General features: G+C 52.6%; 22 protein-coding genes and 2 pseudogenes. 7 read left to right on the forward strand and 17 right to left on the reverse strand.

The annotated features are described in order from the left end of the window. Positions 1–528: 528 nt before the first annotated feature. The 5 genes from TQ98_RS13320 to TQ98_RS13335 all read right to left on the reverse strand — a co-directional run bounded on the left by TQ98_RS13320 (position 529) and on the right by TQ98_RS13335 (position 6519). Complete coding sequence (locus TQ98_RS13320) at positions 529–2469, reverse strand: TniQ family protein (protein WP_082073160.1); 1941 nt, start codon at positions 2467–2469, stop codon at positions 529–531. Beyond that, entirely contained in the window at positions 2457–3407 is a 951-nt protein-coding gene (locus TQ98_RS13325) for a TniB family NTP-binding protein (protein WP_082073159.1), read from the reverse strand. Before TQ98_RS13325 ends, TQ98_RS13320 begins: the two co-directional genes overlap by 13 nt. Positions 3408–3480: 73 nt before the next feature. Then, positions 3481–5448: a DDE-type integrase/transposase/recombinase gene (locus tag TQ98_RS13330; RefSeq protein WP_044871367.1), complete on the reverse strand. Its 1968-nt coding sequence runs from the start codon at positions 5446–5448 to the stop codon at positions 3481–3483. A 35-nt stretch (positions 5449–5483) separates the two neighbouring features. Then, positions 5484–5873: a DDE-type integrase/transposase/recombinase gene (locus TQ98_RS27630; protein ID WP_146036013.1), complete on the reverse strand. Its 390-nt coding sequence runs from the start codon at positions 5871–5873 to the stop codon at positions 5484–5486. Next, a complete protein-coding gene (locus tag TQ98_RS13335) occupies positions 5863–6519 on the reverse strand; it encodes a TnsA endonuclease N-terminal domain-containing protein (protein ID WP_044871366.1) in 657 nt (218 codons plus the stop codon). Before TQ98_RS13335 ends, TQ98_RS27630 begins: the two co-directional genes overlap by 11 nt. 551 nt (positions 6520–7070) lie before the next feature. On the opposite strand from TQ98_RS13335, the gene TQ98_RS27635 reads away from it, so the two are divergent. Continuing rightward, positions 7071–7859, forward strand: coding sequence for a hypothetical protein (locus tag TQ98_RS27635; RefSeq protein ID WP_146036014.1), 789 nt, complete (start codon positions 7071–7073; stop codon positions 7857–7859). Between the two features lie 203 nt (positions 7860–8062). On the opposite strand, the gene TQ98_RS13340 is transcribed toward TQ98_RS27635, so the two are convergent. Next, complete coding sequence (locus TQ98_RS13340) at positions 8063–9043, reverse strand: DNA-binding protein (RefSeq protein WP_044871365.1); 981 nt, start codon at positions 9041–9043, stop codon at positions 8063–8065. 177 nt (positions 9044–9220) lie between these two features. Between TQ98_RS13340 and TQ98_RS13345 the strand changes: the two genes are divergently transcribed. The 3 genes from TQ98_RS13345 (at position 9221) to TQ98_RS13355 (ending at position 11478) form a co-directional block, all read left to right on the forward strand. After that, positions 9221–10132, forward strand: a complete 912-nt coding sequence (locus TQ98_RS13345; protein WP_044871364.1) for a site-specific integrase — start codon at positions 9221–9223, stop codon at positions 10130–10132. A 212-nt stretch (positions 10133–10344) separates the two neighbouring features. Then, on the forward strand, positions 10345–10551 hold the full coding sequence (locus TQ98_RS13350) for an antitoxin Xre/MbcA/ParS toxin-binding domain-containing protein (RefSeq protein WP_052659160.1): 207 nt from the start codon (positions 10345–10347) through the stop codon (positions 10549–10551). Between the two features lie 129 nt (positions 10552–10680). Further along, positions 10681–11478, forward strand: coding sequence for an inositol monophosphatase family protein (locus TQ98_RS13355; protein WP_044871363.1), 798 nt, complete (start codon positions 10681–10683; stop codon positions 11476–11478). 239 nt (positions 11479–11717) lie between these two features. On the opposite strand, the gene TQ98_RS27640 is transcribed toward TQ98_RS13355, so the two are convergent. From TQ98_RS27640 to TQ98_RS13370, 3 genes are all read right to left on the reverse strand, one after another. Continuing rightward, positions 11718–12578, reverse strand: coding sequence for a DUF6615 family protein (locus tag TQ98_RS27640; RefSeq protein ID WP_146036015.1), 861 nt, complete (start codon positions 12576–12578; stop codon positions 11718–11720). A gap of 76 nt (positions 12579–12654) precedes the next feature. Next, positions 12655–13185: a hypothetical protein gene (locus tag TQ98_RS13365; RefSeq protein ID WP_044871361.1), complete on the reverse strand. Its 531-nt coding sequence runs from the start codon at positions 13183–13185 to the stop codon at positions 12655–12657. Positions 13186–13255: 70 nt separating this feature from the next. Continuing rightward, positions 13256–14188, reverse strand: a complete 933-nt coding sequence (locus tag TQ98_RS13370; protein ID WP_052659159.1) for a hypothetical protein — start codon at positions 14186–14188, stop codon at positions 13256–13258. Between the two features lie 236 nt (positions 14189–14424). On the opposite strand from TQ98_RS13370, the gene TQ98_RS13375 reads away from it, so the two are divergent. Beyond that, complete coding sequence (locus TQ98_RS13375) at positions 14425–14766, forward strand: multidrug effflux MFS transporter (RefSeq protein WP_146036016.1); 342 nt, start codon at positions 14425–14427, stop codon at positions 14764–14766. A gap of 394 nt (positions 14767–15160) precedes the next feature. On the opposite strand, the gene TQ98_RS13380 is transcribed toward TQ98_RS13375, so the two are convergent. The 8 genes and pseudogenes from TQ98_RS13380 to TQ98_RS13420 all read right to left on the reverse strand — a co-directional run bounded on the left by TQ98_RS13380 (position 15161) and on the right by TQ98_RS13420 (position 23492). Then, positions 15161–15664, reverse strand: a complete 504-nt coding sequence (locus TQ98_RS13380) for a DUF6602 domain-containing protein (protein WP_177410170.1) — start codon at positions 15662–15664, stop codon at positions 15161–15163. Positions 15665–15677: 13 nt separating this feature from the next. Continuing rightward, positions 15678–16340 (reverse strand): annotated as a pseudogene (locus tag TQ98_RS13385) (CBASS oligonucleotide cyclase); the annotation flags it as partial. Next, a complete protein-coding gene (locus TQ98_RS13390; RefSeq protein ID WP_044871359.1) occupies positions 16340–16843 on the reverse strand; it encodes an HORMA domain containing protein in 504 nt (167 codons plus the stop codon). The pseudogene TQ98_RS13385 and the gene TQ98_RS13390, both read right to left, overlap by 1 nt. Next, the gene (locus tag TQ98_RS13395; RefSeq protein WP_044871358.1) at positions 16840–18738 is read right to left on the reverse strand and encodes a TniQ family protein; all 1899 of its coding nucleotides are present in this window, start codon (positions 18736–18738) and stop codon (positions 16840–16842) included. Before TQ98_RS13395 ends, TQ98_RS13390 begins: the two co-directional genes overlap by 4 nt. Continuing rightward, a complete protein-coding gene (locus TQ98_RS13400) occupies positions 18735–19679 on the reverse strand; it encodes a TniB family NTP-binding protein (protein ID WP_044871357.1) in 945 nt (314 codons plus the stop codon). Before TQ98_RS13400 ends, TQ98_RS13395 begins: the two co-directional genes overlap by 4 nt. Further along, a complete protein-coding gene (locus TQ98_RS13405; RefSeq protein WP_177410171.1) occupies positions 19676–21313 on the reverse strand; it encodes a DDE-type integrase/transposase/recombinase in 1638 nt (545 codons plus the stop codon). The genes TQ98_RS13400 and TQ98_RS13405 overlap by 4 nt, the downstream gene beginning before the upstream one ends. After that, positions 21276–21800, reverse strand: a complete 525-nt coding sequence (locus tag TQ98_RS13410) for a TnsA endonuclease N-terminal domain-containing protein (RefSeq protein WP_177410172.1) — start codon at positions 21798–21800, stop codon at positions 21276–21278. Before TQ98_RS13410 ends, TQ98_RS13405 begins: the two co-directional genes overlap by 38 nt. A gap of 1338 nt (positions 21801–23138) precedes the next feature. Beyond that, a complete protein-coding gene (locus TQ98_RS13420; protein ID WP_082073155.1) occupies positions 23139–23492 on the reverse strand; it encodes a hypothetical protein in 354 nt (117 codons plus the stop codon). 182 nt (positions 23493–23674) lie between these two features. Here TQ98_RS13420 and TQ98_RS13425 point away from each other — a divergent pair. Both TQ98_RS13425 and TQ98_RS27985 read left to right on the forward strand, forming a co-directional pair. Beyond that, positions 23675–24370, forward strand: a pseudogene (locus TQ98_RS13425) (recombinase family protein); the annotation flags it as partial. Then, positions 24333–25097 (forward strand): hypothetical protein, encoded by a 765-nt coding sequence (locus TQ98_RS27985; protein ID WP_044871354.1) that lies wholly within the window; start codon positions 24333–24335, stop codon positions 25095–25097. The pseudogene TQ98_RS13425 and the gene TQ98_RS27985, both read left to right, overlap by 38 nt. Positions 25098–25109 lie beyond the last annotated feature (12 nt).

Genomic DNA, 25109 nt, shown 5'->3' on the forward strand with positions numbered 1-25109 from the left:
TGAGCGTTGCCCACCGGCCCTTTCGCTTACTCTCTTCTACCCCAATTCCTTTTGGGGCTAAGGGCCTTGCCCTATTACCAAGCGCCAGCCTGGACCGGCGCCGCTGCCTCCCCAGGCAGCGGTTGTGCACCGTCTCGGTGCATCCGTTTCAGCATTCAGTGAAAAAGCTTCAGTGTTTGTTGAAAAACTACGCGGCCTTCCTGCACCAGCAAAAACTGAAACGTGCTAATCGGAAAACCCCGCGCTAGAGGAGTTGTGATCGCCAGGTTGAAATGAGATGTGCAACAAAAATCGAAATTTGCCCGAACTGTTCCACCAAATATTGAAACGACGGGGGGAAGTCGTTAGGAGCAAGAGGCTGTGTGGAGAACCAGCTAGAGCTAGGGAAACCCAGAAGAGGACCTCCCGAATCTGATGAGATACGCCGAGGCCGAAGGGAGAGAAATGCAGCAGGAAGAGCAGACGTGGTGAGCGCGAATGAGAATCCTGGTGTAGGAAAACGGAGAGAGTTGAGCCCCGCCAAGGATCCTAGGTAATAGCGTTGGCTAGGTGTTCTACGTCATTACGGCGAATCAAGGTGAAGTTCAGAATTCCGCCGCATTCACTGGGAGGAACTGCTTGGAGTACACCTGTTCTTAAGTAGTAATGAATGCGAGCTGTTGTGACATTTAAGAATTTTGCCGCTTGGAGTGATGAAAAAAATTCGTAGAGGTGGTCTCGCATTCTTTGGGCGTCATCCTTATGAATGAAAACATAATTCATGATTCTAATCACCGGGACGTAGTAGCAAGAAAGAAATCGTCGTGATAATTCCGCGCAATTTATGCCGAATTCTTGGGATAACTCTTTCAGCGTGCAATGGTTGGATCTCCATTCTAAAGCTGCCACTAGTTGAGATTCATTGATTTTTGTTTTCATGCCATTTGCGTCCGTGAGGTCAACTTCTAGAATCTTGCCTTCAATCAATTTCTTAATAACAGAGCCTTGAATGTTTAACTCTTGAGAAAGGAAGCGGATGCCGCTCGTATTGATTTGGCGATCGTCATGTGCCCTTATGCTAAGTAAAAAATCAGTTATAACTTTCGTGTCGCTCTTAAGGTAGATCTCTCCCCATCTACGATAAGTTTCTCCATGGCCGGATGATAGTGTTCGAAAAGGACGCACGTTAGCAAAGTCGAATAATTCAGCAAGCGCAGCGGGTTTTATCCTTAGTTGCCTAGCTAGGCTGCCATGAAAGACGTACTGTTTGGCAAAAAGCTCCAGTTCAGCTGTTGGGATGACTCGTATAAAGTCTGGAGGGAATCGGTAGCAGCTTAGCAGGTTCAACTTTATTGCCAGCGTTATTTGCTCGCCCGATGCCCCAAGGTATTTAATCGAATTCGGATAATTCGTATATTCACCCTTTCGGAACATTGATGATGGAATAATTGTGTTAAATTTTAGAATTGAATTCAGTCGTCGATTAAGGCTCTTGCATAAAGAGTCGCAGCTATAGTACTTGGTTGCCTTGTTTTTGGTTAATTTGAATTTTTCTGCGCCAAGCTGTTCGTGCATTCTCGTGTGAGAAAGTTTATAAGCCAGGCATAGTTCGTTCAATGTTAATCGTAGCGTATGGCAGACGCATTCTGGGGGGCACTCCTCTGGGTATACTTCAGTATGGTTTCTCACGAATCCTGCAGCAACATTGCTAAGCAGTTGGTCTCCTGAACATAGCCAGGGCGAGCAATAGGCTAATGGGTTTAACGAAGGAAGAAGTTTCTTTCTGGCCAGCAAGTGATTCAATAATTCGTTTGTGTCGCCACATGCGATTCTGGCTGAAACTCTTATGCATTTGGATTGGTCACAGAATAGTTCAGACTCATTGCTTAATATTTTTAATGTTTTAATGAATCGATTAATGAATAGCTGATCGCCTCTCGCGGCATGTTCGACAAATGTTCTGGATAATTCTATGTCGCCAGGAGTTGAGGTGGCGGCGCGAAAATCGAAGCGACATTTGCAAATGCAATAGTCAAGTTTTGTCCAGTCAATGGGCTTGCCGCATTGGGGGCAGGCTTCTATATATTTGGAGCCATGAATTGGACAGGCATCAAGCCATGGGAGGTGGAAGCTTTTTTCAAAAAAGCCATTCCTTGCGCACTCGGGACAGATTCTAAGTTGAAATGACAATTTTCTATATGGGATGACAATTTTCCCAAACTGAACGTTCGGTTGTCTACTGTCTCCGATGAACCCAAAGAATGCCGATTCAAAACGACTAGAGTGCCTCTCACTCGAGTGCTCCTTAACATATTGTATGAAGGTGGACTTCCTCAGTTGCCAACCGTTTTTCTTGACATCCACTGCCAAGTCGAATCCGACTGCCAACGCATGCACATTTAAGTACCCGTTGCCAGCCGCTGTCCTCATCAGTACGCTGATGGGGCTTTCGTTCTTATGCGGTAATGCGACATATGTCATTTCCGACATTTCTTTTCCCCTTTGATAATTTTATGAAGTTCTTGCATGTCCAAGGTAAACGGGTCCACGGAGGCGAGTCGTGTGCGAAGAAGTGTTCGGCTCAATGCGATGCTGAAGTCACTAATCTGTAATATTCGGTCTGATCGCTTAGCTGATATTTTTAAGGCGCGCTGTAAGAGAAACCTCATGGCTCGCATATTTCCCCCGGTGGCGACAAAAAAAGCCATCTCGAGTTTTTGATCGGTAAGGCAGGGAACTGATTCAAAATAGTTCCAACTTACTATTTCACTAAGGAGGGTGCTGAGCATGGTTCGTAGTACTGATCGTGATGAGTCGATTGAACACGGTAGCGGATGAAGTTCTGCTCGTAATGGATATCTTAATGAGAGTTGTTCGTTGTTCTCTACAATGGATGCGCATGTGGGTAGGCCGACCAAAATCACCGGTTTGTTGAACTCGTTGCAAAACCAATTGATCCAGTCGCAGACTTTTCCGCGTGTTGCTTCCTGCCCTTTTTCGAGCAAATTCTGAAGTTCATCGAAGAATACTAATTCGGTTTGGCATTCCCGTAGCCTTGCAAATAACCGATGCTCTAAAATTGGGCGATGCTCAACGTTTTTAGTGGACCCAAGTTTTCCAAGCATTTCTGATACCAGATGCTTTAGAGTGGTATCTGCCGGTACTCTGCAGTAAAGTGTTGGAATGATCGATCTGACTCCGCCCTCGGATTCCCTGATCTCAGGAGGGGGGTACATAGATATCAGAGTATTACAGACGGTGGTCTTTCCGGTGCCGGAGACGCCGGTCAATACAACCCCAGATTGCTCACCTCGTTCCAATGTTAAATCGATACTTTCCTGGAGTAATGCTAGCGCATTGTCAAAGTCAGGATGCCTGGCGGTATAATTTTTGAATTCGGTAAGCTTCAGCTGAATGTCGACTTCCATGATTGCATACCCATGCTGCCAATTTTAATTGGAATAGATTGACCGACGGGATTAATCCTGGGGCCAAAAAGGCCTATGTAGGTCTTATGCGGTAAGATTTGTATAGGTTGGGTTCATCTTCGAAGTGCTGGGCAGCAATTTTTTCTGCTATGGGCATGCCGCTGTCGTTCTCTTTGTCGTGAGATTGCTGGGCAACTTTCTTCGCGTCCTTGGCCTTCGTGGTTTTCGTGATCTTCGTGGTCTTCTTGGTAGTGGTGGTCTTCTTGGTTTTCGGGGGGGTCTTAGTCTTATTGTTTTTCTTGGCCTTCTTGCGATCCTCAATAATTTCCTCTATTTCACTATAGATTTCTCTCAATGCCTCGTGCGCGGCAGTGTTAGTGAATTCTTTTCCTTCTTCAGCGAGACGCTTTTGTACTGCATTGTGGTCTTGCAGTGAGAGGCCTTCTTGATATTGTGGATTGGTTGCAATAGCGGGAAACAGGTGGCGGGGTTCTTCTGGGTGAGCAACCCATACTGTTCCTAGGTTTGTTGGGTCGTAATAGACGATGGCGTATTCACCCTCAAGCCGTCGTGCTACGTCGGGAAGGCTGGCGCCAGTCCAAGTTAGAGTGAAGATTTCCACTCTTCCCCCCTTTATTGCTCTTCTTTTTGAGCATAAACAAGCGAAATCAAGGTCTTCACGTGAGAAGCGCTCGGGTGGCATTTGATTTGCGCTCATTTCTTTGAGTGCTTGCTTGGGCGACATATGAAGTGATGAATGTACGGTCTCGTGATAGACCTCATCGAGCCAGCGTTTGAAAAAATATCTCAATTCATTCAAGGTCAGAGTCGCGTGCTTCATAGAATCGTAGTCTTCGCGTTCAAGCGGACTCGATTTTGTTGTGCCTGGAATAAAATGAGTCAGACCGGTGTCTACCGTTCTGAAAAAGCGTTCGATAAATGATTTGGCGTTTGGTTGGCCAGGAGGCACGTAACGCAGTTCGATGCCTAGTAGGCGTGCGATGAGTTTGACCCGGTCGTTTCTCACCTCCGGACCATTATCGACGCCAAGCTCTAGCGGTTTTCCCCCAATGGCTCCCTCCGGCTTGGCCTCTACCGCCATCTTAATTGCCTTAATGAAGCTTTCCGCATTGGGTGCACCGAGTGAAATATCCCAGCCCGTACATGCTCGGCATCCTAAGTCCAAAATGGCACTGAGTATTGGTCTTCCCATGACAATGCCATGCTCATCGACTACGAAAAGATTCATTAGGGCGGTGTCTCCTTGAGCCTGGCCGTACAACAATTCGGAGACTTCGGATTTGACGCCAAAATGGTATTTTTTATTGACGAAATCGCGGCTGTGCCTGTGAGAGTCAACCAGATAGCCATCAAGTTTCATGATTTCGCGCCTCACGGTGGAGTAGGAGGGGGCTCTTAAACCCACAGCGTTGTACTTGAAGCGTTCCAAGTTTGTTGCCTGTATCTCTCCGCAGATCAGTTTGTGTATGGTCTTGACGTTGGGTCGCTCAGCTTTAAAGAACTCGGTGTGGATGAAGTGTTGGATTAGTTCATGTGCTTCTTCGGACAACAAATTCCCTCTTGGTCTATTGGGGGCGGCCCTAATCAGGGCCAATGGATTTCGATTGTTCCCGTCAAAAATCCTCTTCCAGTTATAAACGGTTGAGTAATTGGGTGGTTTCGGATCGTTTATTTCAGTGGCTATTGATTTAATCGCGGCCTCAGTTTTTTTGCGGGGAAGGCGGCCTGCGAACAGGTGTTCAAGCTTTTGAATGTACGCATGCTTTCTGATGTATCTGGATTGGTGAATCTTGTTTAATGCAAGCAGGAGTGGTGCTGAGGTCAAATCGATGGGGGCATTCTGGTATTTCGTAATAGTTTTATTTGCCAGCATTGCGGCAAAGTCATTAATGCCGATATGCCTATGTAGTTTCGTGTTGATGGAGCGAAGGGTAATCAAATCGGACGAGGTTACGACCTCGTAAATGTCATTGTTAAACGAGTATTGCGCGCCAGGGATGACCTGCAGTTCATTGCTCATGATGCGTGTCCCCAGTTGAGGTCGCACTGATTGGTTCATCTAGGTTCATATCCAAACCGGTGTCGGCCGTTCTGAAAAAAACGCTCAGTAAATGCCTTTGCGTTTGGTTGGCCTGGAGGCACGTAGCGCAGTTCAATACCTAGTAGGCGTGCGATAATTTTTACGCGCTCATTTCTAACCTCGGCACCGTTATCAACGACAAACTCTTCCATCTTTGGTGCTGAGGTCAAATCGATGGGGGCATTCTGGTATTTCGTAATGGTTTGATTTGCCAGCATTGCGGTGAAGTCATCTACGCCAATGTGCCTATGAATTTTTGTGTTGATCGATCGGATGGTGATTAAGTCGTCAGAGGTTACGACCTCGTAGATGTCATTGTTAAATTTGTACTGCGCGCCTGGAACTATTTTTAGTTCATTGTTCATGATTTGAGTCCACGGTCGAAGACAAGCTGATTGGTTCGTTCAGGTTGACATAAAGTTTGTGCGTAAAAATGGCTTTGAGTATGGCGTTCAGCGTTGGCGCGTTCGGGGTTGAGATGAGGCGTTCTATCGAACAGGGAAATACGTTCTCTTTGATAAAGTCCTGTAGGTAGTCATCTTCGAGTTTTGTCGTATTGTGTATACGGCTGTAGATCGTCCTGAGGTTGTTCAGTTTGTGGTGGGTACGGATTTTTTTAGCGTCTATTAGCAGGAGATCTGCCCCTCTTTTCTGGAATTTCGCTTTCGCCTGAAGGATATACTCGAGATAGTTATTGCTCAGCAGTTGGGCGTCAGGCTTTATTTCGACGTAAAGGTCGTGTTGATAACGTCGTTTTACGAGGAAGTCCGGGGTGTATCTTCTCTTTTTGTCGCCCACCACCGTACTAATAGTGATTGGCTGTGGGTGGTAGGAAATGATGTTTTGGTCGAATTCTAAGAGTAGGCAAAAGTCAGCTTCGAGTTTGCTTTCGCAGACGATTTGGCGACAGTTCTTTAATGAAGGAAAGTAGACGAGATGCTTGCCAAAGTGCCCGCTTTCAATGTTTCTGGATGGCGGGTTTAGTTTGGGAGAGTTGTTTTTAAGGCCCATGATGGAGCTCCCGAATTATCACATGATCGGTTATTTTTTATTGCAAAAGTGCTTAGCTAATGTCTGCGGTTTTACGTGGATTCTTCTGCTTTACGCAGCGGCGGCCGACGTGTGATCAGCGAGGGGATCCAGAGCGTTTCGGCGCCCTCTAGCGAAGGGAGCAAGCGTGCGCGAGCTTTTAAGTAATGGAGACTTACGCTCTCCCATTGGGTTTGGAAGTAAGGCTCTAGTTAAGATGTGCATGATGCCTACCTCAAACTGTACCTGGCATTGGGCTTTTCAGCCCTGAACCGCATTCCTTGTCTATTGCCGAGGACGAATAAACAGCGAAGCCTTAGAACACATCCTGCTAAGGAGTCGGTGATGAATACCTTGCTCCCAATACTACGTACCAACAAGACCGTTGACTAAATGCGTAAACCCGTCTAGAACGCTGCGTATCATGATTCTCAGTGGCTCGGAGTATTTTTATGTGGGAATCTGGGAGGGTTCCCGGCGAGCGAAGTCTCGATCGGGGCGCTCGCGTCTTGAGAGGTATGTTTTTTGCGCACATGTTGGCTGATTTGGCATGTTCTAAGCATAACGGGACCTACTTAGCGCGCTGCTTCGAACGACTTTGCAACCAGCTTCCGGGAACACAGCGGGATCAGCAGTGGCGTGAGTTCTTTGTGGGGCGTTTCCCCAAAGGCGGGTTACTGAATCAAATCCTCGATCTCTTTGAAGAACTTCGTGAAGTTCCTAAGAATTTGCTTTGGTTGAGTTTAGTGATTTATCCGAGTAACAAGATAAACTGGGACGTATTGGCCAACTCTGCAGCTGTCAATTTGTTTACCTCGCCAGGCTTTCGTGGCGAGCTTCCGGCGTTCTTTTGTCCCGATTGGAAGCGATTGGGCGCTTTATTGATTTTGTTGCGCACACGGTCCACTCGGTTTTCTCTGCATCGCAGATGGGCTGCAAAATCTATCCTCCCTTATTTGCAGATTGCCTGTATATCGCCACCGCTTTCGTATATCGGTCTGGTGCTCTTTCGCCGAATTTTAGAGATTTATGGCACGGGCCAATTTGGACAGCTTTATCTTTCTCATTGGCCGGAAAACGAGCGTGAGTTTCGGCATAATGTCCGCTTATACCGGTTGATTGCAGGCCGTGCTGTTCAGAGGGGATGGGTGTCAGAGTTAATGCCAGGTGGGAGACTGCTCTTGATGATTTTATTGACGCAGCCTAGGGAGCTTAGCGTTGAGGCACTTTATGCATTAAGTAAGCATCGCGGTGACCCACGCTGTCCGCGTAACCTTCGTCGACAATTGGACCGCGCTCGTAGGGCCTACGTGGCGAATTGATCTAGCCGGAAATTTCCCCCAGGAGCAGGGGCTAGTTAACGAGTAGGGATGGACATCGAACCACGGCCCTGCGCTTCGGCCGGGTGTTCGGCAGATAGCGGACGTTAGAGGGTAGAAGCTCGACAATGCTGATCACTCGCAGCACCGCATTTGGGGCGCGTGATCGGCAGACTTCGGCTCGGTCGAAGAGGAGGATGCGCCCGTTACCTTGCAGGGGAGGGTAGGGGAACGACCTCGCGAGGGGGGGCTACTGCTGCTAGGGTGACCAGTCGATCTTGTAACACTTCGAGCTGCCGGGCCTGCTGCTGCACCTGATGCTTCAGTCGTAAGCGCTCCACATTATGCTGTTTCAATCGCTCCTCCAATGCGGCTTTCTCCGTGCTCCGTGCCGTCAGTTCTTGGCGAAGCGTTTGTAACGCGCTGCGTTGCATCGCCAGTTCACTCTCGATCGCCGATTGGTGTTTCACCAAGTTTCGGGCTTCGACCAGGAGGCGCTCGTTGTCGCGATTTAGCGTGGAAAGCTCGTCCTGTTTACTCAGCAAACTCTGACGAAGCTGGCGCAGCTCTGCCTGCAGCTGTTGCACTTGCGCGTCATGATGTTGGTGTTCTTGCTCACGCTGCTCTTTTCGGGCCTCTCGATAGTGGTCCAGGGCATAGCGGGCCATCTGGTGCTTATCCTCCAGCGACCGCAACTGGTTGGCGCGCTCCTCCAGCAGTTCCTGCAAGCCGTGGAGGCTTTGCTCGGCGCGCCCACGTTCAAACTCGCTGGTCTGGTACCGCTCTCGCAGTTGCTCCAGGTCCTGTTGGCACTCGTTCAATTGCTCGGTCAAGCGCATATTTCCTGCTTGCAGTTCTTGAATTCGCTCCTCGCTGTAACGCCGTTGGGCGAGATTTTCGTTGTGCTGCCGGGCAACGGCTTCCCGTGCCGTACTCACTTTGGCCTCAGCCTCCAGAACCAGGCGGTCGGCTACATGGGCAATCAAAGACCCAAGCTCTTCGCTAAGCGAGGGCGGGGGTACTTCCGGCAACCTTGCCAGTTCTTGCAGGTAGCGATGAATGGTGGACTTAGAACCCGTATTGCCCAGCTCTGTCCGCACTGCATCGATGGTCGGCCGGGCGCCGCGCGCCTGCAGTGCTTGCTTGGCCTTCAGGACCAGGGCTTTGTTGATGCCGCCGCGTGCCATAGCACCCTCCGACGATTTCGTAGTGTGTTCCAGAGTATGGGAGTACAGCTGTATGGACGGGAGGCGGTTGGCTCAGGAGGGCGACAGGCTAACTGTGGATAAACTAGATTTATCCACAGTTAGGGGACTTTTCTGGCCAATCGACCGGGACGGGCGGTACAGCGTAGAGGAATCACCATGACCGAGCTCGATCGTTACCTCGAGGCCGCCGAACGGGACAACACGCGTCGCTCGTACCGGACCGCGCTGGCACATTACGAGCTGGTCTGGGGCGGACTCCTACCGGCCAGCAGCGAAAGCGTGGCGCGCTACCTGGCTAGTTACGCTGAGTCACTGTCGACCAACACCCTGCGCCATCGACTCGCGGCGTTGGCGCGCTGGCATCGGCAGAATGGCTTCAGCGATCCGACCAAGACCGAACTGGTGCGCCAGGTGTTCAAGGGCATCCGTGCACTACACCCTAACCAAGAAAAACAGGCAGCCCCCCTGCAACTCAAGCAGTTGGAGGCAGGAATCGGCTGGCTGGAGCGACAAGCCGAAATTGCCAAAGAGACCGGCCAACGCGGTCTCTATCGCCGCAGCTTGCGTGACCGCGCGCTAATCCTGATCGGTTTCTGGCGGGCCTTCCGCAGTGACGAGTTATGCCGCTTGCGGATCGAACTGATTCAGGCGCGCGCCGGCGAGGGCATGCAGCTCTTTCTGCCGCAGAGCAAGGGCGATCGCGAGAACTTAGGGGTGACCTACAAGGCCCCGGCGCTCCAGCGACTATGCCCCGTGCAGGCCTATCTCGACTGGTTGGAGGCGGCGCAGTTGCGGGAAGGGCCGGTGTTTCGGGCAATCAACCGATGGGGACAGGTGCAGGTGGCCGGGCTGCACCCCAACAGTGTGGTGCCGATCTTGCGCCAAGCGCTCCACGGAGGCGAGGTGGACGCCCAAGCGTTTAGCAGCCATTCCCTACGTCGCGGCTTTGCGACTTGGGCGACACGTAATGGCTGGGATCAGAAGGCGCTCATGGAATATGTCGGATGGCGCGATGCCAAGTCGGCTCTGCGTTATATCGAAGCTGCACCTGCGTTCCTGCTGAGTTAGGGGTACACGGATCGCCTTGGCACCTGCTGCGCCGGGCTTGGTCTGTTAGGCAATGGCGCATGACTGGTGCATCCGGTAGACGAGGGGCGGTCCTGCAAGCAGATCTCAAGTGGGGCAAATGTTTTGTCAGCTCATGAGCGTAGGATGGGCATGTGGTTTAGCTTGGCTAACCTGGACTGTGCCGCTGCATAGCCCGACGAGGAGAGTCCATCATGACTGGTACTTTCGATGTGCGTTACGCCGAAATGCTGGAGCGCGCAGCGCAGATTCTGGGGAGTCGGGAGAAAGCCGAGCGATGGATGGCCACGCCTGCGCTGGGGCTCGAGGGGCGCCGCCCTATCGACTTGCTCGGCAGCCCAGAGGACCTGGAACTGCTTGCAACCTTTCTCGGACGAATCGAGTACGGGGTCTACCACTGACGCTGAGTGTCCCGCAGCTAAGGCTGCGGCCCAACCCATTCGACAGCGCACTGTGAGGGTATCGGCATGCGTGAACGACCCGGCCCGTTGTCACCCGCGGTGCCAGCTCTCCAGGCAGTCGATCGAGCCATGCTCGATGCGGTGATCGCGTTGGTGATGGAGGCTGGACGCCTGATCGCTGCTGAACTGTTGCGACCCGGGGGGCCGAGAGGCGCCGGGGACAAGGCGAACATTGATGGCGAGGTCGAGGTCCTGCTGCGCCAGGCCTTGGGGAAGATACTGGCCTGCGACTTTGTCGGTGAGGAAACAGGTGTCCTGCTGAGTGGCCACCGCTATTGCTGGGTCGTGGATCCGAACGATGGCACCAGCGACTTCCTGCAAGGGCACCTAGGTTCGGCGATTTCGGTTGGCTTGCTGCGAGAGTGTGTGCCGGTACTGGGTGTCGTCTATGCCCCGCTGACGGAGCGGGGGGCGGATTGCATTGCATGGGCCGAGGGGCTGCCGCACCTGCTGCGCAATGGCGAGTTGACCGCGCCGAATGTCGCGGCAGGAGCGCTGGCGGTGGGTGTCGACGTCTTTGTCAGCCTTGCGGCGCGCGCCCGGCCCACCCAGAACACTGAGCTCTGTGCCCCAGCGTCCTTCCACCCCATGCCGAGCATTGCCTATCGACTCGCCCGGGTGGCCGCGGGGGATGGGGTCGCCGCGGTGTCGTTGTATGCGGTGTCGCCGCACGATGTGGTGGCGGGTCATGCGTTGCTGCGGGCAGGCGGCGGCGATCTCTGGAACGAAAAGGGACAGGCATTGGGATACGCGACACCCGTTGCGTTCAATCAACCCGTCAGGTTTTGTTTCGGCGGTAGGGAGACTGCCTGTCGGGAGCTGATAAAGCGCCCGTGGCAGATCGTCTTTCACGATTCTCAAGAATAGCTATAAGCCGCCTTAGCTGCTTGAGTATCGGGTACTTCTTATAGAAGCCAATGTTGATCGGTACCGACGCTTGCAAATCTAGTGGACTGTAGAATGTACTACTTATGGTGAACTATTGACTGGTGCCGTAGGCAGATCGACTTGTTTCGTTGATTTCGTTCTGAGAGAACCCCGCGTGGGTTGATCGGCTTGTAATGATAGATTTTTCTATTGGTATGTTTCGCCCGTAATGACGCGAATCACCTGGTGTGCTGCTCCTGATTAAGAAAATCCGGCTCGTTATTGATAACGTCACCAATGATAACGAGGATTCCCCTAACTTGCTTGCCTAAGCCAGTTAAAGGCTCTCCTTCCATCAACGCGGAAACGTACGGTGGAGGTTGTAAACGTACGCTGGAGTATAATCGATTGGCCGGAATATCACTTTCGCAATCGGGGAGTTGTGAAATTTTTGGCATTGAATTCGGTTCGCCAAAGAGAGATGCAGAAATATCAGGTAGAGTGAGGTGCGATCCATCGGAGGAAAAGGCACTTTCGATGCAGACCAACGTGTGCCAGGGAACGCTTTTGGGCATTACGCTTTCAAAGTCATTGAGTTTTCCTTTGCGCCGCAGACGCTCAATATCTTTAGCGCGAACCAGGGCGCAACCGTAGGCGTCTTCAGCGAATAAAGGAGGAGTCCAAGAGCTGCTAGATGGACTGTGAGTGTATAGGCAATACAATGGTATCAGGCCGTCATCTTCAGCCGCTTTTCGAAGGCGCGTTGATTGATAGGCACGCCCCGCCCTTGATTTGTAATGAAGGTGAGCAAACGTGTCGGTATTAAGTTCAAGAACCTTGGCCTGCACGCGAAACCCAATCCATCTGGAACGAGTCCGATCGGTCAGCCACCATTCCCAATCTGCACCATTCAGAGATTCTTCTGCGTTGGTGAAGGTTTGGCAGTAAATTCGGTCTGGATGGCTGTGCTTCAGTTCAAGAATATTGATGTCCGTGAGGGTTTCTTCGCGAAGTTGATGCTGCGCAACTCGCGCTTCTCCGAGTTTCTTGTGCGTTTGGCGAGCAAGGCTGCGAAATGAACTACAAAGGGACGGTCTCATGCTCAAATTTAGAGGTCCGAAAAGAGTGAATTATGAATAAGAGTGTGGGGGCGCTTGCGCGACTGCAGTCGGCCAGTTACTGGCGCAAGGGGAGGGGCGTGTATCCGATTCTCAGCAAATTAACGACGGAGCCAATGCCATAGAAGGTGACGAGGGAAATGATCAATAATATTGCTTGAGCGGCTGTGGCAGCCCAGTGGACGGATTTTGCTTGGAAGACAAAAATTAGACTAGTGAGTGAGATCGCTTGAAGGATTATGACTAGCCTTGAGACGACTGCTGCTTTCGACTTGGGGATTGTTACGTTGTGGTTGATGCTGATTCCGCAGGCCAGTTCATGCATTGTCATAGTGAAAAAGCTAAATGCGGCAGCTGAAAATGCCACGCCCGAGAGAAGCTTCTCCCATCCACCCTGGTATACAGAGATGGCGCAATACAGGACGATCAGTGCGAGGCCTTTTACGCATTTCCACTGAAATGAGGAGACGACTTCAATGTATTCTGCTCCAAATTTTTCCTTTGCAGCTTTTACGCTTTTGAGGTAGGCGGCGATTGCAATGAATGGAAGGATAAGTATAGCTATCCATTGAACTGTTTCGTTGGTCATATGGCTGCTTCTGTCTAATAAAAAGGTGGGGCGGGAGAGTTTGAGTCGGTTGGGTTTTCTTATGTTTGGGCTAGGCTGGGGGCTGAGCCTCGTTCTTTAACTTTTCGTAGTCATAGGTGATGACATCGGTCTTGAAGGAAAACTCCGCAGAAATTGCTCTTATGGCTTTTTCCATCCTTGCAATTCTGTCTGGCTCTGCAGCCTGTGCGTGCACAATGATGAATTTAAACTCAAATTTTGTGCGCATTTTTGACGGAAGGTGTTCCCAGAAAAGCCGCGCATGATTAAAGCTGTGCCGGATGTTGTCTTTGGCGTACATGCCGGTTCGGGTGTATTTGACTTCAACTACTATGGATTGGTCTTTTGAGATGAAGGCGCCATCGTATACGGTTGAAGAGAGGCCTTTTATGCTAGTGTTGCGATTGAAGATTACGCCTAGTGACTGACCTAGGCGGTCAATTGCAAGCTCCTCGGCGGCTAAGGCGATTTCAAGTGACTTTGAATTTGCTGGGGTTAATTGGGGGCTTTGCTGGATGTGCTCTGGGTTGTCAAAGTCGACCACTTCCCTGTCTTGAGTGGGTATGGCTTCGTTGCCTAGGCTAGGGCTCTCGGGTCGGAGTACTGCTGGTGTCGTTGTAGTTTCAGGTTCAACGCTACCCATCGAGGTCGCTTGATCTTGTTCCGAGGGTGTTGTTGCTTCCGATTGAATCTCTCGCTGCAGCTTTTCATACTTAGCCGAAATGGTGCCACTTACCAGTATGTCCGCAAAAATTTGATCGTTACTGAAGTCAGACGGAGCGTACAGAACCACGTGGTTCTTCCAGAGCGTTATAAAAAATAGGCCGACCAGCAGGCAGGGAAATCCCATCAAGAACCAGACATAGATGTGCTGGATATCCCTTTCCAGCAGAGGCAAAACACCCGTCCCGCTGACTTCAGCAAGTCCGGCAAAAATGGCAATTACTGACAGTGGGTTCTTGATGTGACTGAGTTTTTCTAACATTCCACTTCCCTATGCTTTAGCCGGAACATCAAGGCAAAGTGCCATTATCTTCCGAATGGCCTGTATAAACCAGTCGCGATGTCGCCTACTCGATCCGGTCTGGCCTGGCCGAACTCCTCGAGCTGCACGCCAATAACGACTCTTTCAATGACGATGGCGAAGATTTCAACGCCTCGGCGCGCAAGGAGCTCCGCATTGACGCCGGCATCGCTGCCCTGTTTGGCGTGATGCTGGTAGTGGACACCCGTTTCGGCTGGGGCGGCATAGTCGGCGTGGCGCTGCCGGCGTTCTTCTTCATTTCCATGAACGGGTTGATCGTAGCCAACTCTGTCTCCGCCGCGCTGGCGGATTTTCCGCATCGTGCAGGGGCCGCCTCCGCGCTGCTGGGCGCTACGCATTACGGCAGCGGCATCCTCAGCGCCGCGTTAGTCGGCTGGTTTGCGGATGAAACACCGTGGACCATGGGCTGGGTCATCGGACTCTACGGCATCAACTTGCTTGCGATTATGCCAAGCCCTCGGACTGTGTTGGAGGTGTGGCTAAGCTTGTTCTTGCGTGTGGGTACGTTGAGGCCATGAAGCATGCTGCCTTGCAGGATTTGAGCGCGCCAGATTCGCTGCCGCCATCGCCCAGAGGCTGGCCGACGGCGGGTCCCTGCTGTGCAGCGGCGAGCCGCCGGGGGCGTGACTAGGGCTGATTCATGCAGGCCACGGTATTCGCCGGCGTGCCGCTCGATAGCGTCCTGTGGTGCGGGCTAAGCTTCGACCCGGAGGTCGGCGTTCGATGCACCTCTTCGATGAATTGTGGGCTCGGCGTGCAGCGTCCCTTTAACGCACAGCCTTGGCAGTCCGAACTCCAGTAGGATTTTGGCTCGAATACCGCGGCTGGAGCAGATACTCAGTTGCACCGGGCGGACGAGACTCCGATTGAGGCTCAGGCGGCAAAAGCCAGTCACTGAATTTACCGAGTTTTCTATCTGTTTATCACGGTGGCATAAGCGGACCAATCAATGGCCGGCACCGTCCCGAGAGATTGCAGCTTGGATAGCAGCCGAAAGAGAAAATAGATCAAGGCGCCTTCGGATGGCACGGTCTTCAAATCACCACCGAATAAGTCGAATGCGCCATCGGCTAATGCGCACCCACAGTCGAGCCGTTCCAGCTCGCTGGTGGGCAGGTGCTTCTGGAACGATTCTCCCAAGCCGTCAGCCCAACTGGATTTAGGCGCAACTATCCCCGCCAGAATTGGGAAGAGTGCTTTGGGTTGGTAGGTGCCGCCGGCGTGCGCTATGGCCACCGAGGTCCGATGTAGTTTGCGTACGGAGGCCGCCTTGTTGCCAGCGTACTCAAGATAGCTCTTGTCGACGTGGGGCTTAGATTCAAACACTGCATAGACCGCTTCGGCGGGAATGTAGCGGTGCTTCTGTTGGTCAAGCAACGTGGGCGTGAAATGCCGATCGAAAACCACGACATCCATCTGTTCGCTGCGATTCACGGTCAAACGAACCGCCCCATCCCCCGTATAAACACTCCAGCGCCATGACCTCAATCAGAAACGAGGGTTTCACGGGCTTGTCGCTGCCATGCTTGGGATTGTTGTTCCAGTACTTGACCATCCGGACCAAACCTTTCCACTCGCTGCCATAAGCTTGGTGTGCGGCGACGGCTTTACTGGCATGTATCTCGGGGTCTGTCTTGATCCACTTGCCAGAAGCGGAATCGGGAATTTCGTATTCACTACCGGTATCAAAGGCAGGCACGGCGTCGATGCTGACAACCCGGTAGTCGGTGTTGTCCTCGGCGTCGATAACTACCCCAAAGTCCACGTTGACTGAACGAGCCTGCTTGCGTACCGAATCCTTGCCATACTTCTCGGCTAGGGCAGCATGGAAATCGTCCAGCACTACCGATGCGGCCTTGCCATGGTAGTGCTCCTCGGACTCCTTCAGCACAAAGAAGATATCAATGTCCTTAAGCGGTTTAGTCTTCGTGTGGCGCGCGTAGGACCCCGTCAGGAAGCTGCGCGCAATACCGAATTTCGTTCCCAGATAGTCACGCACCTCGTTCTGACGTTGCGAGGCGTTCTTTTGCTCGCGATCGTTCAGTTCCAGTCGAGATTTGAATTTTCGAAAAGCTTCATCAGTGGTCAACATTAGCGTTGCCTCCAGTAGCCGGCTTGGCCTCCCAAACCGTTGTGTTCGACCGTCGTTCCGAGACTCTGCTTGACCATGCCATCAGTTGACCGGTAACTCCCCTTGCTCCAGCCGGGAACATCCGGACGCCCCTGTTTGGTATGGAGCATCAGTTTGTACTTGGCTTGGGACGGCATAAGACCGGCTTTGCGGATCGCGTACTGCAGCTGCTCAGTGTCGGTCCAGAAACTGCCATCGCCCGAGGAAGACCAGCTGTAGACAATGTCGATGTCCCAACGGGTAATCAGCGTGTCAGTCGTCGGGTTGTAGATCTCGAGAACAACCCGCTCCAGGTCTCCGGAATCCAACCAAGTTTTGACAGCTAACAGGTTGCTGGACCAACCCTCGACGAAATTTGACGGATCAAGCCCGCTGAGCCGGATGATGTCTTTCAGGCTCTTGAGGATATTGTCAGCCACATAAGTAACGGAATGGGTATACGAGTAGGTAGCAACAGCGCTCATGATTTCAGGAAACCTCCCACATCCAAGGTGAGCGACTCCGCCCGGGCGTCCGTATCGCTGCCAGTCGAAATGCCGAGGGAAAGATCTCGGGCAGTGATTCGGCTGCTGTGCTTCTTCAACGCTGTTTGTACCCATGCCAAATCGTCCTTCTGGCAGGGGATAAGGGTTTTACTTCCCAGGCGCCAATGCTCAATGAATCCGCTTTGGACGAAGCGCCGAGAGAACGTCTGCGATGACATTGCCACCTCGTCGGCGCAATTCTTCAGCGTTAGCATTTCCTCCAGCAGACTCTTGGTGGTGAGGACTGAATTTGTTGTGAAGCGACGCTTGGAGCCCACTGCGCGCTTGAGGTACCCAAGTTCGTGCAAGTGTCTGAGGTCATGAAGAGACACCTCCAGCATGCGTGCGGCAACAGCGCTCACGCACGAATCGTCTGGCGGTAGCGTGTCGCAGCTAATGGGGCATTTCTTTCTACCGGAATTTGATTTGTAACGATCCAGGTCTTGGAGTGCTTGCAACAGCTGTGGGCCAAGATCCGCACGTCGATAGATAGTCACCAGTCCACCGTCGATCAAAGGGCCTGATACAGGCTGCACTCCTAGGTGAAGCAACTTGGCTGAGAGAGTGGTGCGAGGAAGATCTATTTCATCGGCAAGCTGACCGATGAACGCGAAGTCAGTCGTGAACTGATCAACAGCCGCTGCATGGAGCATTGTTCTGCCACGGGCGCCTTTTTGCAGGTTGGTCTGCATAAAACCGTGTGAGAGGGCATTGCGCACCGCGTCGGGATAAACGCCCAGGCGGACTGCGGCCTCCTCAATAGTGACCATGTCGTTGTCGGCTTCGGTGGGAGGAACCTCCGGAGCGTTGTCTGCCGCAAGCGGAATGCTCGTATGCGTCTCCAACAATTTGCAGAGGTTGATCGCGGAGTAGAGCCAGCGCACTTTCCCCTGTTTTCCACGCTGGACCAGATTGCGCAGCAGCAGAGAGCGGAGTTTCTTGGAAGAGGCCTGCAATGCCTTGAGCATTTCGTCTTGGTAAAGCTTTAGCTCTGAGCAATGGCACGTGCCGACCGCCTTGCTCATGGGCGCATTGGCCTGTAGCAAACGCGCGACCTGGCCGCTGATCCACTCGTCGCTAGATATCATCCAGGGAGCGATGAGTGCGCGAACTGGCAAGCAGGGGTAGCGTTCGCTAGCGATAACGAGCAGTTCATCGAGCGCTTGCTCTTCACAATTGGCCACGCGTGCTGCCATTTCGAGGACACTGGAGCGGTCCGATTGTGTCTCGTAGCGAAGTGCCCGCAGTGCAAAGATGAAACGATCCAACGCTGCCTGGTCCCTGGTTCTGAAGAAATTTAGAACCAGACGGGAGGCCTTGGATTGAGATGCTACGGTGGGACCATTGCAGAGGTCATAACCGCATCGGCACAGATTGCCCACCAACTGCGTCCAGTGGATGGTTCTCTGGCAGTTAGGGCAGGCAGCCCCGTACTGGCACCCATGGTAGGGGCAGGTCTCCAGCCAGATGAGGTCCTGTATAGATCGATGGCCTCCGTCCCGGAGGCATTCTGGACAGAAGTTGTAAGCATCGGCTCTGATCGCCGCTGCTGGAACCTTCAGCCCCATGATCTCAACCGGACTCTCACTGGTGGGACCGTTCTGGGTATAGAAGCTACCCTGGAACTGACCGCCATTGAGATCGCTATTTCTGCTGAGTTCAGTGATTAGCTTGGAGTGGCGCATTTGCCATGCGATTGGTTGCCGAGAGTCCTTGGACCCGAATGCTCTGGCCATGGCGGAGACTGAGCCGAAACCATTGGCCACTGCGGTGCGGATCAGAACACTGCGAGGACTTTCCTCATGACGGCCATGAGCAAGGAAGAAGATCTTCATTGGCTCATCCTCCCGGAGATGATTCGGTCCAGCGACGCTGTAGTCAGACGGAAGGGATTCTTGGGGCACTTGGCGGTGGGGATGAATGACAGGTCTACCGCCTTTGCGAGATCTTCGTCGTTAAAGCAGCCATCGCCTCGCAGGAGTGCGACTTTAAGGGCATCGCTGAGCAGTTGCCGAATGCCATTCATATTGCCGCCCGTTGCCAGGTACATGGCCTTCAGGTGTTGGTCGGCGCAGAAATTCATGCAGCTTTCGAATTCGCCAATCTCCTTTAGCGCATTGCCGAGTACACGCAGGGTTTTGCTGAACGTTGACTTCGGGTCTAGCGTCGAATAGGTGAACTCCGTCATCTGATGGCGATAAGGGTAGCGCCGGGATAGTTGCGGATGGGCGTTGATAATCTCTTCGCAACGTGGAATGCCGACAATTGCCACTGGAACGAGCGTTTCGTTCAATAGGGTACGGACCCAGTCGCAGACTTGTTCCCTGGACTTTTCCGCACCCTTTCTGAGCAGATTATCAAACTCATCGAGGACAATGAGTTGTGTTTGGCAAGTCTTCAGGAGAGTTACAAGGCGATTGAACAGCGTCGAGTTGTTACCTGAATAGTTGGTGGATCCCAACTGCTGCAACATGCTGACGGTCAGTGTCTTGATCGTCGCTCCTGCGTTCAGCGAGCAATAGAAGGTCGGTACAACCTCTCTTGTTCCATGCTCGTCGGTAATGGTCTTTCTATCTCCGAACCGGCTCATTGCGACTTTGCAAACAGTGGATTTTCCTGTTCCCGGCTCGCCCACGATGAGCGCAGAAGCAGGCTCGCCACGTACTTGCGTGGTTTCTACGCTGCGATAAATGCACTCAAGAGCTTGGGTGTACTCAGGGTGGCTGACAATGCACTCTGCGAACTGCGAGAGCTTGTTGGTGATTATTTCGTTCATGGTTTCCTCTTAGGCATCCAGGTTGTTGCGTAGTCGTCTTCTGCGAAGTCGTCGGTTTCAGTTCTAGTTTCTTGAGTGATAAGTCCACTGGTGTTTTCCTCGCTATCTAGTTCGTAGTTTTCGTCTGGGGAGAATTCGTTCGTGGAGTCGACAGTACTTTGCCGCGCGAGAAGATCTTGCAGCTGCTGACGCTTGCGGCGTTGGTTCCGTTTTTTGCAGTTGCTGATTTCTTTGTGTATTCTGAGAAGCGCCTGTCTTGCCTCTCTCTCATCATATTTTTTGCTCTCTTCTTTTAGCTTTTCTTGTACAAGAAGGTGCTCAAACATGGATAGGCCGTATTGGTAATCACTAACAGCATCTGCCGGATAGAAGTCATTGCTTCCAGGGGCGTGTACATACGCGGTTCCTAGATCAGAGCGGTCATACAGTACTTCTACGGACTCACCAGGGCCGACAATGTCTGCAAGGTGCGATAGGCTTGGGCCAGTCCAGGCCAAGTTGTTATACCGGACCCGGCCCTTGTTAATCTTGCACCGGAATGTTGCCATGCATAGAAAGCTAACGTCTTCTAGAGAGAAGACCTTTGGTGGAGAGATCGGGTCAATGCTCTGCTTCCACATTTCTATGGTGGGAAGACTGCGCTGACCATGTCTGCGCTCGTGGTAATAGTTGTTTACCCAGTCGTCAAAAATATTCCGTAGCTCGTCCAGGGTGAGTGTCGCTTCACTTTCGGAGTCATAGTCACCTTTAGCTGTTGGGTTGGACTTTGTGGTGCCGTCTATGCAATGAATTAGCTGCACGTTGAGCGTCTTGAAGAACGACTCTATGGCTGATTTCTGATCAGGTTGTCCTTCTGAGCAAAAGCGGATCACCATGCCCAATCGCTGAGCGGCAGCCAGAAGCGAGGCGTTATAGAATTCGGAACCGTTGTCGACGACCAATTCCTCCGGCAGTCCGGCCGGGGAGCCGTCTTCGCGCTCTGTGAGCGCATGACGCAAAGCGCTCGCTGTTTTCTCATAGCAAGGAGGTGTCATCGACAAACACCAGCCGATCAGCGCACCGGTGTACGTGTCGATGAGTATGGTCAGATGGGGGCGCCCGATATTGAAGCCAAAGTCATCGACTAGTTCGAGATCTACTTCTTGCGTGTCGGCCTCTACCCTTGCCAGTAGGCGGCGCGGGCAATGAATGCTTTTTCCGAACTTGTGTTTCTTGGCGGCGGCTTTTTTGCCCAAACGTGCGACATCAACATCGTACGCAGGGATGGCGTTCACTGCCCGGTAAACCGTCGCTGGGGATGGAATCTCCAGTTTGAGATTTCGCTCCTCATTCAGCGCCTCAATATGGGCTTTTATAAGTTGGTAGACACCGGCTGCGGGTAGCCCATTCCGCTTTAGGTAGTGATTCCGGATGTAATCATGCATAACGTCAAGGGACTCGGCGCACAGCCGCTTTGCACGAAATCGCTTCTCTTCAGACGATTTCAAGATTGCAAAGATATTCTGACCGCTCTCAACGTAGCGCTTCATGAGCTTGTATAGCTTTGTGTACCTCGGAGGTTTCGGGTCACCGCGCTCCGCAGCGAGCTTTTGCAGTTCATTGAGGGTTTGCTTGCGGGGCAGCGAGCTGGTCACGCAGGAAGTCGAGTTCGAGCGGCAATACACCACGCGACTGGTTGTAGGTTCGGATGAGGTTGTTCAGCAGTGGCTGGCGGCGAATCTTCCGCTCAGTCAGCAGTTCGAAGTCAGCGCCTCGGGTCTTGAGGAGCTGCTTGGCTGCCCGGTAGAGGGCAAGGTACTTCGGTTTCTGGTAGACGTTGTCCGGCTTGACTTCCACAAAGCGAATTGGCCGATCAGCGTACTGCACGACGAAATCCGGTACGTAGGTACGAGCCTTGCCCTCTACCACTAGGTGCAGCCGTTCGGGCTGTTCACGGTAGGCAATGACATTGCGATCCTGCTCCCAATGGAAACAGGCGTCTGCTTCTAGGCGCGTCTCGCAGATGATCAGCGAGCCATTTTTTCGGGAAGGGAAAACAGTTGTTTGTTTTCCGTACTTGCTGCGGCCAATGGATCTTTCGGGCGGAAGAGTGCCTCCGCTGGAACTGCGGATTTTTTTCATGATGTGTGCTCTATCAGTAATGAGAATCAGGCTGGTAGTTAGTCACCAGCTTGTCAAACGGCTATCAGATAGAGGGTCGTAACATCATGAAAAGTGTCATATTCAGAATGTTTCCTATATTGACGACTTTGTAAAAGTCGCAACTCCATCAATGATTTGGAGTATTAGTTTTTTGGGTTTTTTTAAATTTATATGCGAAAAGGAAAATTTTGTCGGCCTGACGAATGGCTAGCCAGGATTCCTAATGGAGTCCGCAAAATTTATCGTCGCAGTAAATTTTTCGCCGAATAGGCAATAGTCAGCAATGAGCTGAGCGGCCGCTGATCAGCAGCTGAGGGAGGGTAATAAGCGGTGCGGAGCAGGGAAGACTTTCGTCATGTTTTGAGATTTTTTGGCGCAAGAGAAAGATGCTGCCCAATGATAACGAGGCTTGTTGAGAAAGTCAATAGGAAGTTGTGCTTCGGAGCAGGCCGCCTTATTGCCAGAGTTTCGCCAAGGATTGTCTGTGCACCCGTAAGATGCCCGGAATAGATGGGTTTCTTGGCTGTGATGTGCTGCCCAAGGTAGCCAGCGGTGTCTGCGGCACCCCAATCATGTGACGGTTGCCTGGGAGGGCATGAACCTCGGTAACTGGTAATCGTGCATCGCTCTGTAGAGTAAAAACTGAACAGGGCTGACGAAGTTGACAGGCAACTTCCACGTACTAGCTTTTTCTAAAGCTCACCAAGGGCAATCTCTTTCCGGGTAAATCAGCATGTTGATGCCGCGTCAAAATATTGTCCTTCTTCTCTTCTGCTCCGATATTCGGAAGTTGACGATTCGGGATCCGGATATTTTGCTGGTCCAGCCCCATGATCTCCCCGATTTCCCCGAGCGCGGGGTCGAGCTGATCTCGTTCAGATACAGGCGTGAAACGGTGCAGCTAAGTTTGCAGTTAACTCTGTTGTTGGGGACGTATGTCAGGATCTATCCCATTGGTGACTGTACCAAGGGTAAGCTCAAGAGGAAGTTAGCGTCAGCGCAAGGGCTGTATCGAGTCCTGACTCTTTGGCACCTTGACCAGAACTCCACCCGTCATTGAATAGCTAGGATCGTAAACCTGGTCTCATCGTAAACCTGCCAAGTTTACGATGAGACCAGGTTTACGATCTGAAAAGAGGTGAGCCAATGGAGGAGAAGGATTGGAGCCAACAGATTGAGGCGTTGGACCTCGACCTTGGACCTGATTTTGCCGGCTGGCAACGCTTCGCCAACCAGACGGTATTCCCTTCGGGCTCATCTGATCAGGGCGTTTTTGCTGACTGCCTCGCGACTGCCCACGGCCGCAGCTATGGGCAATCAGTGAGAGCCGCTAGGGCTCAGGCAAGTCTCAATCAGCTCTGCGGTATCCAGCAATCGCTCGCGCAGGGCGGGAAGCCAGACGACTGCCACGGATGAGTTTCGTTGGGCCAATTCGAGTACCGCCTGGAGGGCGTGGTCGGAATGCCGAATCAGTTCAAGCAAGTGAAGGCCGCTAGGGCCATGACTGCCCGCGAGCCAATGCTTGGCGGTGCGTTCACTGGCATCGGTCCAGTGGCGCAGCGTCTTGATCGCACGATGTGATGTGCCCAACTCGGTGCGTAAGGCAGCGGCCAGGGCGCTGGCATAGGTTTCTGCGCTGATTGGAAATGGATTGCCCATTTTCGCGATCATTTTTCCGTTTCCCCTCTCTAGATTCGTTAGTGGTGCATCCGTCAAAGACCGGTAGACGGGGCGCGGCCTACGGCTCGGCATGGGTGTAGACCCAAAGCCGCTAAGGGGGCATCGATCTGAAAATGAGACGAACGAATCTATCCACGGCAGAGGGCAGCAATAGGGCTGCGGCCTATGTCCGTATGTCAACGGAGCATCAGCAGTACTCGACGGAGAATCAGTTGGACGCCATTCGCGTCTACGCAGCGGCGCATGAGTTGGACATCGTCCGGGTGTACACCGATGCGGGGAAAAGTGGCTTGAGCCTGGACGGTCGAGACGCTCTTCAACATCTGCTTCGGGACGTTGACGCGGGCCAGTCCGACTTCTCTGTGGTCCTGGTCTATGACGTGAGTCGCTGGGGGCGCTTTCAGGATCCTGATGTGAGCGCCAGCTACGAAGTCCGCTGTCGGCAGGCTGGGGTTCGGGTCGAGTATTGTGCCGAACAGTTCGTCAACGATGGCTCACCCGTTTCCAGCATCATCAAAAGCGTTAAGCGCATGATGGCAGGTGAGTACAGCCGTGAGCTATCCGTCAAGGTATTTGCGGGGCAGTCGCACCTGATCGAGTTGGGCTACCGACAGGGCGGGCCCGCCGGATATGGTCTGCGACGCCAGCTGATCGATCAGACCGGGCAGCCCAAAACGCTCCTGAGTCGTGGTGAGCACAAGAGCCTTCAGACGGATCGGGTGATTCTCACGCCTGGGCCGGAACACGAACGGCAGGTGATTCAGGGCATTTATCAGGCCTTTGTCAAAGAAGGCCGCAGCGAAGCCGACATTGCAGAGCAGCTGAATCGGCGTGGACTTCGCACCGACTGGGAGCGACCCTGGACACGAAGCGTACAAACGCTACGAAAAGCAGGTCGAGGAAGGCTTTATCAAGGCCGCCAAATTTCTCCACACCCTGCACATCTACCGCATCTTCGATCTTCCATACCAATCTCAGATCGTGCCCCTGGCGGCGATTCTGGCCGACATTGGAGACGCCTGGGAGCACGAGTCCAATCGCGCCAAGCTGATGCAGTGGTATTGGAACGGGGTATTCGGTGAGCTGTATGGTTCGGCCGTCGACACACGCATCGCCCGAGACTTCATGGAGGTCCCGGCGTGGCTAAAGGGCGGACCGGAACCCTCGACCGTCAGCGACACCATTTTCCGCGCAGATCGACTCAAGAGCATGCGCATGCGCCTTTCGGCCGCCTACAAGGGGGTCAACGCCCTGCTTATGAAGGAAGGCGCCCAGGACTTCCGCTCGGGCCAGAAATTTGATCATACGATCTTCTTCGGTGAGTCCGTCGACATTCATCACATCTTCCCGCAGGAGTGGTTGGAGCAAGACCTCCCTTGCAAGCGAATAAACAAGCGATTCCCCAACGGCAAAGAAGTGGATGTCCGCGTCAGAGAGACCCCGTTCGGCGAGATCCAGTGGTTCATTGGGGTGTATGACCGGGACGGCAGCATCCTTATTGAGCAATACAACGGTGACGTGAGTGCAAGGAGCCTCGATGCGGCTCTTGCCGCTGCATTCGCCAGGGCCTGTGGTTTTGCCGGCGTCGAGGACTAGCTAGCCAATCTG

It is taken from the genome of Pseudomonas sp. LFM046, from assembly GCF_000949385.2.
In the GTDB taxonomy this organism is placed as follows: Bacteria; Pseudomonadota; Gammaproteobacteria; order Pseudomonadales; family Pseudomonadaceae; genus Metapseudomonas.

Coding starts and splice junctions, on each gene's coding strand:
- TQ98_RS13320 (WP_082073160.1), bottom strand. CDS start 2,469: ATGTCGGAAATGACATATGTCGCATTACCGCATAAGAACGAAAGCCCC.
- TQ98_RS13325 (WP_082073159.1), bottom strand. CDS start 3,407: ATGGAAGTCGACATTCAGCTGAAGCTTACCGAATTCAAAAATTATACC.
- TQ98_RS13330 (WP_044871367.1), bottom strand. CDS start 5,448: ATGAGCAATGAACTGCAGGTCATCCCTGGCGCGCAATACTCGTTTAAC.
- TQ98_RS27630 (WP_146036013.1), bottom strand. CDS start 5,873: ATGAACAATGAACTAAAAATAGTTCCAGGCGCGCAGTACAAATTTAAC.
- TQ98_RS13335 (WP_044871366.1), bottom strand. CDS start 6,519: ATGGGCCTTAAAAACAACTCTCCCAAACTAAACCCGCCATCCAGAAAC.
- TQ98_RS27635 (WP_146036014.1), top strand. CDS start 7,071: ATGTTGGCTGATTTGGCATGTTCTAAGCATAACGGGACCTACTTAGCG.
- TQ98_RS13340 (WP_044871365.1), bottom strand. CDS start 9,043: ATGGCACGCGGCGGCATCAACAAAGCCCTGGTCCTGAAGGCCAAGCAA.
- TQ98_RS13345 (WP_044871364.1), top strand. CDS start 9,221: ATGACCGAGCTCGATCGTTACCTCGAGGCCGCCGAACGGGACAACACG.
- TQ98_RS13350 (WP_052659160.1), top strand. CDS start 10,345: ATGACTGGTACTTTCGATGTGCGTTACGCCGAAATGCTGGAGCGCGCA.
- TQ98_RS13355 (WP_044871363.1), top strand. CDS start 10,681: ATGCTCGATGCGGTGATCGCGTTGGTGATGGAGGCTGGACGCCTGATC.
- TQ98_RS27640 (WP_146036015.1), bottom strand. CDS start 12,578: ATGAGACCGTCCCTTTGTAGTTCATTTCGCAGCCTTGCTCGCCAAACG.
- TQ98_RS13365 (WP_044871361.1), bottom strand. CDS start 13,185: ATGACCAACGAAACAGTTCAATGGATAGCTATACTTATCCTTCCATTC.
- TQ98_RS13370 (WP_052659159.1), bottom strand. CDS start 14,188: ATGTTAGAAAAACTCAGTCACATCAAGAACCCACTGTCAGTAATTGCC.
- TQ98_RS13380 (WP_177410170.1), bottom strand. CDS start 15,664: ATGGATGTCGTGGTTTTCGATCGGCATTTCACGCCCACGTTGCTTGAC.
- TQ98_RS13390 (WP_044871359.1), bottom strand. CDS start 16,843: ATGAGCGCTGTTGCTACCTACTCGTATACCCATTCCGTTACTTATGTG.
- TQ98_RS13395 (WP_044871358.1), bottom strand. CDS start 18,738: ATGAAGATCTTCTTCCTTGCTCATGGCCGTCATGAGGAAAGTCCTCGC.
- TQ98_RS13400 (WP_044871357.1), bottom strand. CDS start 19,679: ATGAACGAAATAATCACCAACAAGCTCTCGCAGTTCGCAGAGTGCATT.
- TQ98_RS13410 (WP_177410172.1), bottom strand. CDS start 21,800: ATGAAAAAAATCCGCAGTTCCAGCGGAGGCACTCTTCCGCCCGAAAGA.
- TQ98_RS13420 (WP_082073155.1), bottom strand. CDS start 23,492: ATGATCGCGAAAATGGGCAATCCATTTCCAATCAGCGCAGAAACCTAT.